A 12,319-nucleotide genomic window follows, 5' to 3' on the forward strand; every position below is an offset into this window, starting at 1 on the left:
TGCTGTTAGCGTCGTTTTACCGTGATCTACGTGGCCTATTGTGCCTACGTTAACGTGCGGTTTAGTACGTTCAAACTTTTGTTTTGCCATTTCTATTTTCCCAGCAAAGTTAATATTAAAAATTTATTGAAGAGGTCAGAGAATGGTGCTGATAGGCAGATTCGAACTGCCGACCTCACCCTTACCAAGGGTGCGCTCTACCAACTGAGCCATATCAGCATATTAGTTGGAGCGAGCAGCGGGAATCGAACCCGCATCATCAGCTTGGAAGGCTGAGGTAATAGCCATTATACGATGCTCGCATTCCTATATTCTCTAACCACCTCTAAAAAAGTGGTGGAGGGGGCAGGATTCGAACCTGCGAAGGCTGAGCCGGCAGATTTACAGTCTGCTCCCGTTGACCGCTTGGGTACCCCTCCAGAGATTGATGGTGCCGACTACCGGAGTCGAACTGGTGACCTACTGATTACAAGTCAGTTGCTCTACCAACNTGCATCAAGTGGGTGCGCATTCTAGAGTAAGCTTTCCCTCATGGCAAGAGACAAATCACAAAAACATGTCTTTTTTTCGGGATTTCGAAAAACTGCAGAAAAATGCAACACAAAAGCGTTAATAATGCGGCAGTTAAGCCTCTGATCTAAATATTATTTTTAAGACTTAGCCGAGCTAAACCCGCTAACACTAAATTGTTGTGAACTATAATATCAAGCTGATTCTCAGGGAGTTGGTTTTGGATAGTATTGCGATCACCACCGGTCAGCACAATGCTAAATTGTGCACTATGCGTTTGCATGATCGCGGCTGCCTGCATGATCATTCCAATAATTTGCGCCATCGCCCCATTAGCCACACAATTTGCAGTGTCTTTACCAGGAGATAATTGTGCTTTTGTATCGCTAAAATCAAACACTCTTTGAGTATTACTAACCACAGTGCGGCGAAGCATTCCGAGGCCGGGTGCAATCCATCCTCCTAAATGCTGTTTATTCACAATAAAATCGCAGGTAATGGCGGTGCCGGCATCTACTACTAAAACGTCATTGTTCACCAATAAGTCAGCGCCTAACATTGCCATCCATCTATCGCTGCCCATGTTAGTAACAGTTTGATAACTGTTTTGGATACCAAATGCCTCTGCTTGCGTTTCTGCAATGCGATAATCCAACTTGGCAAGTTTGAGCTGATTGACTATCGCAACCGTAAGGTCGTGAGATTTTACACTACACAATAGCACTTGAGGTTTACCTGCTAGAAGGGATGGCCACGATTCTAATTCTATCGTGGTGCTTTGCAGATCTGATATTAAATCTGTTGATTCAAACCATGTGTATTTTAGCTGTGTATTGCCAACATCTATGAGTAGTTTAGGCTGGTCGGACACTAATCTCGCCCCCATGATAAGCTTTCAAGTGGCCGTTAGTCTCAAGCAAGAGAGCGCCATTAATATCGATTCCTTTGCTGATCCCTGTTGATATATTTTTGCCTGAAGTAAGCGATATAGCTTGGCCATAATATAAATCGGCATCCTTCCACTGTTGCATGAAAGTACTCAGACCATTCAGTTGAAACTGCGGTAACATCAACCACAGCTCCTCAAGTAAACGAGCTACGAATTCATTGCGATCGACAGCCCTTGATAAAATACTGCTGACATCAGTATATGGTTGATCAATTCCATCTACTGAAGCGGGCAGTTGAATATTTACACCTATGCCAATCACAGCAGTAGCCGGCTCACCCGATTGCCCTTCTACTTCAATCAAGATTCCAGCAAGTTTTTTACCATGGTGATAAACATCGTTTGGCCATTTTAAACGACAGTCAACAATGCCGATACGTTTAAGCGCTCGATTCACGCCAATGCCGACTAGTAACGACAAACCCGCCAGAGATTGGTAACCGCCTTCAAATCGCCACACCATCGACATATAGATGCTTGCGCCAAACGGCGATACCCATTTTCGACCGCGCCGCCCTCTGCCATTTGTCTGAGCTTCGGCAAGGCAGACACTTCCTTGCGGAAGTCCCAAGGACTGTGTTCTCAAACTATCGTTAGTCGACCCAACAATATTATTTACCAAAATTCTGGCATCGTGTTCAGCGAATAAATACGCCCGAATACGTGACTCATCCAAAAGTGTTAGCTTTTCTGCAAGCTTATATCCACGCCCTTTGACACTAAAAATATCAAGACCAAGGGCTGACAGAGCCTTGATATGATTGGATACTGAGCTACGGGTAATCCCGAGTTCGATAGCAATGATTTCACCTGATATAAATGAGTCTGCAGCCAACATACTGACAATATGTGTGCGTAACGCATTGGTTTTGTCTCTACCACTAAGTTTAGCTATTGAGCTCACTACAAATCTACCTTTCCTTGCTTACCCATTAATCGAACTTCATTTTCGAGCTTGATGCCAAAGGTTGCCAGTACGTGACTCTTAATATCTCGTGCCAAACGCAATAAGTCCTCGGCTTTACCACCACCATGATTGACCAGCACTAAGGCTTGATGTTCATGACAACCAATATCGCCTACTCGCGATCCTTTAAATCCAAGTTGATCAATTAGCCAAGCAGCGGGTATTTTTACTTTCCCTTCTGGAGCGTTGTAGTGAGGCAACTCAGGAAATCGTAATTTCAGCTCTTCAAACGTCAACCTGCCGATCGTTGGGTTTTTAAAAAAACTCCCTGCGTTACCTAATACATGAGGGTCTGGTAACTTAGTATTACGAGCCGCTATAACCGCGTCAAAGACACTTCGAGGGTTTGGATTATTGAGCTCAGCAAGCGGACCATAAGAAGTCACGAGCAAGTTGTTTTTAGGCATGGCAAAATTCACTGACGTAATGACTCTTTTACCTGGCTCTCGCTTGAAACGGCTGTCACGATATGCAAATTCACATTCTTTTTTGTTGAAGTAGCCCATCATTTGAGTAGTAATATCTAAAAATTCAACACTGTGCACAAACTTTTCGATTTCAACGCCGTATGCTCCAATGTTTTGGATAGGACTCGCTCCTACCGTACCGGGGATAAGTGCCAGATTTTCAAATCCATATATTCCTTTTTCGGTGCACAAACACACTAAGTCATGCCAGTTTTCACCAGAGGCAACGTTTAAATGAAAGTAGTCATCATCTTCTGAAATATGAATGCCTTTTAGGGCATTTTTTACAATCATTCCCTCAAAATCATCCACAAAAATAGTATTACTGCCATCACCAAGTAATAAATAGGGTTTTTCGGACAGCGAAGATGCTATCTCCAACAAACTATCTAACGAATCTATGGTCGTAAAATAATCAGAGTAGGCTTCCAGTCCAAAAGTATGTAGTGAAGTAAGTGGGTGCACTGTATCAATAACTTCCGTAAAGTGAGTCGGCCAATTGTTACCCAATTATACACGCTTGTATGAAGGGGGATGATGAAAAATTTATTGTATAGCGCATACTTACAAAATAAAAGGCGACGAATGTCTCATGCATAAGCAAGTAAGCCGTAGATTATTACCTCTACTAGTAATTTATTTTAGTTTAGCGCAGACCACAATTGCGCAAGAAGTGCTTTTCGATAATCGATATGAGCACTTGTACGCTCAACTTCAAAATAATCCGGCCGAGTTTCTTAACCAGCAGCGCGCTATCGAGCAGCCAATCGATAACACCGTGTTATTACAAAACCACTTTTTAAGAGCCGAAGCATTTGTATTGCTGCAAGATCGTGAGTCAGCCATCGCTGAACTGACACTTGGCATTACTGCTATGGAGAAATTCGAAAGTCCAAATATGGAAGCGGTAAGAGCGTCGTTCTTTGAGCGTCTATCAGATCTTTATTCTCAATCTGGGGATCTAATCAATGCGCGTGCTGCAATATCACGTTCGATTGACAATACTGCTCTGCCTTCTCGACAAGATGCATTGGTTAATCGCCTAAAAAAGCGCGCTGAAATCGATAACCTATCTGGTGCGAGCATATCCGCACTGCAAGATTTACAGCTTGCACTCCAACTTGCCAATACACTTGAACTAAAAAGCACAGCGGTTGACATTGCCACGCGTATGACAATTATCCATCAACAGCGAAACGAGCATGCAATTGCCTTAAGTTATGCTCAAAGAGCAATTGACGGTTCACAAGCGCTCAACGACACCCAAGCCTTACTGCATATATTGGTTACCAGCATGCCAAGCTTGCTTTCTAGCCGCCAATGGGATTCAGCGCAAACCCAGCTCACACAGATTGTCGCGCTGCTTGAAAACAACAATCAACTTTTATATAACGCAAAAGCCGTTCAATTTGCGGGTGAACTGGCCTATAACCAAGGAGACATGTTTTTAGCCATCGATAAACTTAATAGTGCTCTGCTGCTGTTTGACAATCAGTACCCTCTAGAGGTCGCTCACTCGCACCTGTTGCTTAGTAGAGCATACACTGAACTAGATGATATGGATTTAGCCATTAAGCACCTTGTAGAGGCTTTTAATGCGATTCCTGCGACAAGTACTAATTTTGATTTGGTACAAAATATTCATTTACACAGAGCCGAACTGCTCAGCAGTCTCAATCAGTTTGAAGAAGCATACCGAGTGACCAAAGATGTGATCGCCGCTCGCGATATTAATCAGCCTATCGATGAAATAAAGCGCATGTTAGATATGCATACAAATTTTCAATTACAGTTGCAGCAGCAAGAAAATATAGAGCTCAAACAAAAAAATGAGTTTCAATCCTCAGAGATTGAAAGTAAACAAATGCTCAATCAGCTTTTCTTTGTGGTTATTGCCTTGCTGCTTGCAATTTCGGGCTTGCTGTTGCTCATGTTTGTAAGAAGCCGACGGCATCGCAATAAGCTTGAGCAAATTGCGCATACTGATGCGCTTACTGGCATTTATTCACGACGGCGCATTCTTGAAATATTAGATTTTCAACAAGACATGTATAACCGTAACCTGTTGCCTTATTGTGTCGCGATTCTTGACCTTGATTTTTTCAAAAAAATTAACGATACCTATGGGCATCAAAAGGGCGACGAGATACTCAAGCAAACTGCTAAACTAGCACAAGACAGCTTCAGAAAAACTGACAGCCTTGGCCGAATTGGTGGAGAAGAATTTTTGTTTATCTTTCCAGATACGCCTCTAGGACAAGGTCATCGGCTGCTAGAAAAGTATTCTGAACAGCTTTTGAACGTTGCCAAGCACGCTAATATTTCACAAGCCACAACCGCTTCAATCGGCCTCGTTCAACCTGAAGAAAACGAAGCCGCAAGCAGCATTATTAGCCGCGCCGACAGAGCATTGTATAAAGCAAAGAACAATGGCCGAAACCAAATTGTAAGCGAAAATGATAATGCTATGGACAAGCTCTAGCGGGTGTTGTCTACTTAAGGCTTTAGACTTATTGCTGAGAAAGTACTTAAATGTCGTTCACAAATGATGTTGCTGTCCTACCAGAAGTATCCATAAATGAATTACAGCTGACAGCGGTCTCCCCCAAATTTCGTGTAATCAATATATCTATTAATCTTATCTGGACTATTATTGTGCTTTTGGGCATCTTCCTAGTCGATACAGGGTTGTTCTTTGAAACGAATGAGTGGATGGCAAACAATCGCGTTTGGCTATATGCGATTGTCGCATTTTTGGGATTGTGGGCAGTTACGTATCATGTTTTTGCCGACCCGATTATTCAATATGCTGTGCGTGAGCAAGACCTGCATTTTCAAGCCGGTTTGTTTTTTCGTAAGTTAGTAAGCCAGCCAATTTTGCGAGTTCAGCACATTGAACTTAAACGCGGGCCTATCGAGAGAAAAGCCGGCTTAGCAACCTTACAGGTATTTAGCGCTGGCGGTGGTTCACACACCTTCGAGATCCCTGGCCTAGATTACGAAACCGCTATCTCGCTGCGAAAATTTATCATCAATCACAAGGACTTATCGATAGATGAGTGAACAGATTGATGTAAATAAGCTCGATGGTAACGAAGGAGCTGAAGCGCAACTTGCCCGGGAAATTGCCAGCGACCAATGGTTGCGTGTTTCGCCCATTGCCATCTTATATTTTTTCGTTAAAACTCTATTCTTCCTAGTTAATCATGTATTCATTTATTTGATCCCGGTGTTTGCATTTAATTTGTCAAAATTAAAAGAAAACCCAATATTGTTTGCTTCTGGAGCGGCCACCATTGTCCTTTTAGTTTTGATTGCATCGATCATTAAATATGCGTTCTATTTTTACCGCTTAAGCGAAGACCGCGTTGAAATACGTCAAGGCATGATCAAAAAGTCACATATGGATTTACCTTTTGGCAAAATTCAAAACGTGAAAATCATCCAGCCTTTTTATTATCGCTTTAGTAATTTTTCAATTGTAGAGCTCGACACCGCAGGCTCTGCTAAACAAGAAGCAAATATTGTGGCAATACGTTTGCCGATGGCAGAATCCTTTAAACAAAAGGTTCAGGCTGTTGCTGTCTCTGCAAATTCGACATCGACGAGTTTTTCACCCACTGAAACAGTGCCTTTAACTGAAATATTGCTCAATACACGAAGTATCAAAGATTTAGTAATTCATGGCGTTACCAATAATCGGGTGTGGATTTTTCTTGGCTTTTTAGCACCTTTTTATAATGCTATTGCTGAGAATGTCGGCTCATTGTTTGCTAATTTAGGTCTCGACATTGCGTCTTATCTGAATTACGAAACCCAGACAATCGGTATTTTTATTTTACACCTTTTGACAATACTTATGGTGATCATCCTGTTTATCGTCCTATTTTCAATTCTTGGTTCTATTTTTGTATTTTATGATTTTCGCTTAAGCCGCAGTGAAAATCGTTATATTCGCCGCAGTGGTTTACTCACAAAGCACGAAATAAGTATGAAAGTGAGTCGTATACAGCGTGCCGTTCAACAGCAAGATTGGCTGGATATTCTAATTGGCCGTGTAAATGTAAAGTTTGAACAAAACTCAGCCGGAGCACCTGGGGGTAATCAAGCGGGTCAGATGAGCAGCACCAACAAGCTTATCATTCCATCTGTTACGCCCTTGCAAGCAGATGATTTAGTTCAAGATGTGTTTAACGTTCAGGCAATCTCTCAAGTGCAATATAAACATGTAAGCCCTCGCTATATTCTGCGCTTAGTTTTATATCCTTGCTTACCCATTATTGTATTTTTAGTAACCTTTGCATTTGCAAAAGCTTACTCCTTGGCTGGCTGGTTAGCAGTCGCTGCAATCATCTCCCTGTTAATCGGAGCATGCGTGCTTAGATGGTATCGATGGGGCTATAGCAGAGATGGAAGCTTCTTCTATATTCGAAAAGGTTTTTTTGGACGTGACTATTTCGCGTTTCCGATTAGTAAGATGCAACAAACGGGTTTAGTACAAACACCGTTTATGCGAGCCAACAAAATCGCAACGTTCAAAGTTGTGCTTGCTTCAGGTGGTATGACAGTACCTTACATGCCTGCTTTTGAAGCAGCAGCATTAATAGATCTGTCTCTGCTAAAAATAGCGCGAGACAAGCCCGCCTGGATGTAAGCGACGTATAAGCAATTTTTTATAGCGTTTTGAATATCCAGCGACCTTGCCCATCTACCTCGCGGCTGCAGTCGTTCTGATAATATAGATAGTTTAAATGTGCCAAACCTTCAGCTAGGGCAAAGAACATGTTATGTGGGTTTAATTTGCGTTTGAACATTACTGGTAAGCACTCTTTTACTGTTTTACCAGCCTTGCAAAACTCTCTAAGCACGTCTAAATGTGCATGGTGGTGAGCCAGCAATTCATCTACTCTTGTATGAAGCCCTGTAAAGGGCAGTTTGTGCGATGGCAATACCTTAGTAGAATGAGGAAGAGCCTTAAACTGAGGCAAAGTTGTCAGGTATAAATCTAGCGCATTGGCTTCAGGCTCAGTAGAGTAAACCCCGATATTTGGAGATATTTTAGGGAGAACATGATCACCTGAAATCAGAATATTCTTCTCTTCACAAAAGAGACAAACATGCTCAGGAGAATGCCCCCTGCCAATCATCACTTTCCAAGAAAACTGGCCAATCTTGAGGTTCATCCCCTCCGTCAGGCGTTTAAAACCTAGCGGTATAGGGCGCACTACTTTCTGCAAGCCGCCTTTATTTTCAAGAGATTTTTCAATGTATTCTGTCGACATTCCACATCTGACTAAATACTCTTTGTCTTGCCAGTTCGATGCGCCTCTACCTCCTGCAACCATTGATCGAGCAATGTAGTATTCAGCCATACTCATATACAGTGGCACTTCGAATTTTTCACTTAGGTAGCCCGCCATCCCGATATGATCAGGATGCATATGAGTCACAATAACACGCGTAACGATATTACCGATCTGAGGAAATATCTTTTCCCAGAGTGCCTCAGTGGTTTTGGTACCGATGCCGGTATCTAGTATCGCGTAGCCTTCACCGTCTCTAATAAGATAAAGGTTGATATGGTCCAATTCAAACGGCAAAGGCATCCGTAACCAGTAGATATCGTCGTCTACAGGGCTTAACTCGGCATCACCTGGCAGGGCAAGTGCTAAAGGCCTTATGTCCTGCTTTACCTGCTTCGGCTGCTTGGGCTGTTTGTCAGTCGTCAACATATCAATTACTTCAAAAGTCTAATTAGTCTAGTAGTGTTACTCACCTCATGCGAGCAAGCAATTCACCTATTCTGATACTTCGCTATTGATAAGATGAATTGCCTAAAGAATATATAAAATGAGATTAATCGCAGCAAAACGAATAGCAAGACCTAAACATATAAGTTGTGCATGCAACATATTCGGCGCTATCATCAAGCGTACCAAACGTCATAAACCTTTATACATAAGCCCATAAGAAAGAATGGACAAGAAGTTACTCTTACAACATATCGAGCTGCCTCAACTCTTAGAAATTTTGGATGTGTTGCCCAATACTCTGCTGTGGATAGGAAATAAAGATACTCAACTGCTGTATGCTAATCAAGCTTGGTTAGATGAACACGGATTTCAGTCTCTGGAAGAGGTTATCGGTTTAGATGACGAAGCGCTTTTTCCTACCAAGATTGCCAAGACACGCAAAGATGAAAACATTAAAATTATGTCGGGCAAAGCCTTAGCAAACAATATTGACTGTAGACTTGGATCGGATGGAAGCCTTTTGTGGTTTTCAAGCATCCAACGTCCTTTGCTTGACCGACACAAAACTATTGTAGGGAGCTATCGGATTACACAGTATTTAGATAACACCAACCAAGGCACGCTTGCTGTTGAGGCAATACGAATACCTACAGAGTTTATCGCAAAACATTACAGTCAGGACATTACTATCGACACGCTATCTGACGTTGCTGGCTTGTCAGTAAGCGCATTGGAGAGACGCTTTAAAAGGTATTTGTCAAAAACCCCAACACAGTTCCTGAATGAGGTGCGACTTATAAACGCTAGACGCCTGCTAACTGAAACCGAGCATCCAATTATGCAGATTGGTTTGCAATGTGGGTTTTCAGAGCATAGTTACTTTAGTAAACAATTTAAAGCACTGTTCGGTATATTGCCCTCTGAATTGCGCAAAAGTCCTCAAGACAGTCGAATTTAACGCTTTGTTTTAGCCACGAGCATGAGGAAAAGCTTCATCTAGTAAAACAATAAACGCTTCTTTGTGACGAAAAATATCTGCTAACTCAGCAAGTAAATGATTAAACTTTTCAGACATTACATCGTCATGCTTTAATCCATCATCAAGCTCTTTTAATAAGTCGATACCGGTTTCATAGTCCTTTTGTGTTCCCAACTGCGGATAAAGCAAGGCTAACTGACGGTACAAATTAAAACTTGCTTTAGGACGCTTCGATAAGCTCGCAAATGCAACCTCTTGCATGGTATCCGGCGCCAACTCGTATTGCTTTGCTAAGGATAGGGCTTTATCTGTTTGTTCAATATACAAGTAAAACTCTATCAAATTTTCAATTGCCCGCATCGCAGCGCTACTGTGTTTTTTTGTTCCAATTACCTTAACTTGTGCAAGTAGCACTTTTTCGGCTTTATTATGTAAGGTAGGTAAATCTGCATTAAGTTTTAAATTAAGAGATTCTAAGTCCTTGTAATCTTCGAGTTTCAGCGTTGCTTCAAAAATTGTCCATGCATTTTTTAATGCGCTTTTGTACTGATTTGTTTTAAGAGCGAGCTCTAGTGCGTATTTGTCTACTTTAGTTTTATCTTCATGCATTCGGGCGCTTTGTTGTGCAATGACAATATATTCATGCGCTATGTCATGTTCGCTTGCGGCTAGTGCTAAATTAATAAGGCTAAAGTAATCATCTAAGGTTGAAGCGATCTGAGTAGAGTAAAAAAGCGCCAGCTTAATATGCCCATGAAGGTGATAGTAATCGATAAGCTGCTTAGTCATTTGTTTCAAAATAATTGTTTCAGAGGTTTTACTTCTCTCTTTTTCGCCTAACTTTCGATCAACTAACTTTTTTAATTGTGCAAAAAATATATGATTAAGCTCTGAATCATCGTGAGCAATAAATTTCTTTGGAATACCCTCAAATGACAAATGATTGTAAGATGCATTGTACAAACCGATTAAATATTCTGCTTTTTCTTGATTATCCCACTTTAGCAGTTGAAAGCTTTTTGCTAATTGACGCTCCAAGAGTGTAAAGACACTTAGGCGATAGCCCCCTGAATCGTCAACTCGCTCAAGGATTTTATCGTAACGTTGCAGTGTAAACACACATAGATCAAAGCGTTGCTGAGAGTTGAGAAGTTCAATAACGCAGAACAGTCTCGATAATGTTTGAAAGGCTTTATCAAAATAATCTCGCACTTTATCGTGGCGCCAAATGTCTCGCAAAGGCAAGGCTTTGGTAAAATACTTTTTTAGATCTTTTGCTTGTAACTTCGCTGAACTTACGTCGGCGATTAATAACCAATGCTCGAGTAAATCGGGAGACTGCGTAATTATATTATACAGAGCGGTTTTTGCTTCACTTTCAACAAGTTGTTCTATGTGAGCTTTAATTCTAACTGCGGGAGGACCATCGCGCATTTCTTCAAAATGCTCTAATCTATCTGAGTAATCTAGGAGGGTAGCAACGCAATGTTTACAAAAATCAAAACCTTCTGATGCTGGACATGAGCACCCTCCATCAAATGATTCCCCAACCCGTGTTAGCTCAACTTGATAAATATGTGTTCCCTGCACTTGAGCCCTGATATTTTGACTCGTAAACTGAAGATTCATTACCTGCTGCGATTTATACAGTTGCACTCCTTTCTCAAACGCATTCTGACCAGCTAATCTTTGAGCTAGCGCCACAAGTTCGCTCATTATTTTACTACAGCATGTTTTAAAACTTCACCATAACCGCGACGTATACAACCCTGCCCATCATAAAACCCGCGTTCACTTAATAGTTTATGCATTTCAGCGAGCCTATAGGGTGGTATTCCCGGAGATAAATGATGCTCGGTATGATAATTGACATAATTGGGTGCAATTAAGCATCGCTGCCAAAACGGAACTATTGTGGTATTAGTATTAAGCCGCACATCCTTTGCCCCTCGCTGGGTCACAGTCCCGTGCTCGCCAATATGCCGCAGGCGTGCTACCAAAGGATAAATAAAGAGTGTCGACGCCCACCACACTGCATACAGCCAAACTTGTCCAATAACTATGAATAAGCTTAATAGCAACAGATGAAAAACTACCCATCTAAGATTTGTAGCTTTAAATGACCGTATATCATTAACTAAAAACTTTACACCCGTGATTCCGGTGATATCACGAAGCAACTTTCTTTTAAGACTGTTAGCTTTAACTGGATATGCAGCAACCAAAGAAAGGTCTGGGTCATTAGCTGTCCCTGTATGAATATGATGTTTAGTATGATATTCGCGATATTGAAAAACCGACTGGTTTACAACAGAACCACAAATGTAATGGCCAATAAAATTATTTAAATTAGGTTTACTAAATAGTGCAAAATGCGCACAGTCATGTAATAAAATTGCCAGACCTAGCTGTCTAGCACCAATCAGTGAGATTGCAACAATAAAAGTAATTGGATTCGGCCATATGCTCAACATAGTGAACGCAGAAATAATCACAAGGTAATTGAATATAATTAACTTCGTCGCTAACCAATTAGACCTCGTATTGAGTTGACTTAGTTCTGAAGCTGAAATGAAATCCCGTAACAACACTAAATTCTAATCTTTTTAATCGTAATGAATACAGAAAGTAGCATGGATTGAAGGTTCATCACAAATATTACGAGCAAAAAAAAGCCCCAGCATATGCTGAGGC

11 protein-coding genes and 3 tRNA genes are annotated in these 12,319 nt (G+C 41.4%); 4 read left to right on the forward strand and 10 right to left on the reverse strand.

Annotated features, from left to right (window positions below; translation table 11 throughout):
- The 7 genes from AB9H30_RS18930 to murB all read right to left on the reverse strand — a co-directional run.
- A partial coding sequence (locus AB9H30_RS18930; RefSeq protein WP_371196374.1) for a GTP-binding protein occupies positions 1-90 on the reverse strand: 90 nt, incomplete at its 3' end.
- 53 nt (positions 91-143) lie between these two features.
- Positions 144-219 (reverse strand) — tRNA-Thr (locus tag AB9H30_RS18935).
- A gap of 8 nt (positions 220-227) precedes the next feature.
- Positions 228-302 (reverse strand) — tRNA-Gly (locus tag AB9H30_RS18940).
- Between the two features lie 32 nt (positions 303-334).
- Positions 335-419 (reverse strand) — tRNA-Tyr (locus AB9H30_RS18945).
- Positions 420-637: 218 nt separating this feature from the next.
- A complete protein-coding gene (locus tag AB9H30_RS18950) occupies positions 638-1,381 on the reverse strand; it encodes a type III pantothenate kinase (RefSeq protein ID WP_371196364.1) in 744 nt (247 codons plus the stop codon).
- The gene (birA, locus tag AB9H30_RS18955; RefSeq protein WP_371196365.1) at positions 1,365-2,363 is read right to left on the reverse strand and encodes a bifunctional biotin--[acetyl-CoA-carboxylase] ligase/biotin operon repressor BirA; all 999 of its coding nucleotides are present in this window, start codon (positions 2,361-2,363) and stop codon (positions 1,365-1,367) included. The genes AB9H30_RS18950 and birA overlap by 17 nt, the downstream gene beginning before the upstream one ends.
- Positions 2,363-3,403, reverse strand: a complete 1,041-nt coding sequence (gene murB, locus AB9H30_RS18960) for a UDP-N-acetylmuramate dehydrogenase (RefSeq protein ID WP_371196366.1) — start codon at positions 3,401-3,403, stop codon at positions 2,363-2,365. The genes birA and murB overlap by 1 nt, the downstream gene beginning before the upstream one ends.
- 82 nt (positions 3,404-3,485) lie before the next feature.
- Here murB and AB9H30_RS18965 point away from each other — a divergent pair, with 82 nt between their 5' ends.
- The 3 genes from AB9H30_RS18965 to AB9H30_RS18975 are packed head-to-tail and all read left to right on the forward strand — an operon-like array spanning position 3,486 to position 7,547.
- Positions 3,486-5,375, forward strand: a complete 1,890-nt coding sequence (locus AB9H30_RS18965; protein ID WP_371196367.1) for a diguanylate cyclase — start codon at positions 3,486-3,488, stop codon at positions 5,373-5,375.
- Between the two features lie 50 nt (positions 5,376-5,425).
- Positions 5,426-5,956: a PH domain-containing protein gene (locus AB9H30_RS18970; RefSeq protein ID WP_371196368.1), complete on the forward strand. Its 531-nt coding sequence runs from the start codon at positions 5,426-5,428 to the stop codon at positions 5,954-5,956.
- Entirely contained in the window at positions 5,949-7,547 is a 1,599-nt protein-coding gene (locus AB9H30_RS18975; RefSeq protein ID WP_371196369.1) for a PH domain-containing protein, read from the forward strand. The genes AB9H30_RS18970 and AB9H30_RS18975 overlap by 8 nt, the downstream gene beginning before the upstream one ends.
- Positions 7,548-7,566: 19 nt before the next feature.
- Here AB9H30_RS18975 and AB9H30_RS18980 read toward each other — a convergent pair whose 3' ends face one another.
- Positions 7,567-8,625, reverse strand: coding sequence for an MBL fold metallo-hydrolase (locus AB9H30_RS18980; RefSeq protein WP_371196370.1), 1,059 nt, complete (start codon positions 8,623-8,625; stop codon positions 7,567-7,569).
- Between the two features lie 244 nt (positions 8,626-8,869).
- On the opposite strand from AB9H30_RS18980, the gene AB9H30_RS18985 reads away from it, so the two are divergent.
- Positions 8,870-9,604: a helix-turn-helix domain-containing protein gene (locus AB9H30_RS18985; RefSeq protein ID WP_371196371.1), complete on the forward strand. Its 735-nt coding sequence runs from the start codon at positions 8,870-8,872 to the stop codon at positions 9,602-9,604.
- A 9-nt stretch (positions 9,605-9,613) separates the two neighbouring features.
- On the opposite strand, the gene AB9H30_RS18990 is transcribed toward AB9H30_RS18985, so the two are convergent.
- Positions 9,614-11,341 (reverse strand): SWIM zinc finger domain-containing protein, encoded by a 1,728-nt coding sequence (locus tag AB9H30_RS18990; protein ID WP_371196372.1) that lies wholly within the window; start codon positions 11,339-11,341, stop codon positions 9,614-9,616.
- On the reverse strand, positions 11,341-12,099 hold the full coding sequence (locus AB9H30_RS18995; RefSeq protein ID WP_371196373.1) for a fatty acid desaturase family protein: 759 nt from the start codon (positions 12,097-12,099) through the stop codon (positions 11,341-11,343). The genes AB9H30_RS18990 and AB9H30_RS18995 overlap by 1 nt, the downstream gene beginning before the upstream one ends.
- Between the last annotated feature and the right edge of the window lie 220 nt (positions 12,100-12,319).

This window comes from Glaciecola sp. SC05, assembly GCF_041380235.1.
Lineage (GTDB): Bacteria > Pseudomonadota > Gammaproteobacteria > Enterobacterales > Alteromonadaceae > Glaciecola.

Excerpts from the sequence above, each read along its gene's own strand:
- AB9H30_RS18965 (WP_371196367.1), top strand. The coding sequence starts at position 3,486 with ATGCATAAGCAAGTAAGCCGTAGATTATTACCTCTACTAGTAATTTAT.
- AB9H30_RS18970 (WP_371196368.1), top strand. The coding sequence starts at position 5,426 with ATGTCGTTCACAAATGATGTTGCTGTCCTACCAGAAGTATCCATAAAT.
- AB9H30_RS18975 (WP_371196369.1), top strand. The coding sequence starts at position 5,949 with ATGAGTGAACAGATTGATGTAAATAAGCTCGATGGTAACGAAGGAGCT.
- AB9H30_RS18980 (WP_371196370.1), bottom strand. The coding sequence starts at position 8,625 with ATGTTGACGACTGACAAACAGCCCAAGCAGCCGAAGCAGGTAAAGCAG.
- AB9H30_RS18985 (WP_371196371.1), top strand. The coding sequence starts at position 8,870 with ATGGACAAGAAGTTACTCTTACAACATATCGAGCTGCCTCAACTCTTA.
- AB9H30_RS18990 (WP_371196372.1), bottom strand. The coding sequence starts at position 11,341 with ATGAGCGAACTTGTGGCGCTAGCTCAAAGATTAGCTGGTCAGAATGCG.
- AB9H30_RS18995 (WP_371196373.1), bottom strand. The coding sequence starts at position 12,099 with ATGTTGAGCATATGGCCGAATCCAATTACTTTTATTGTTGCAATCTCA.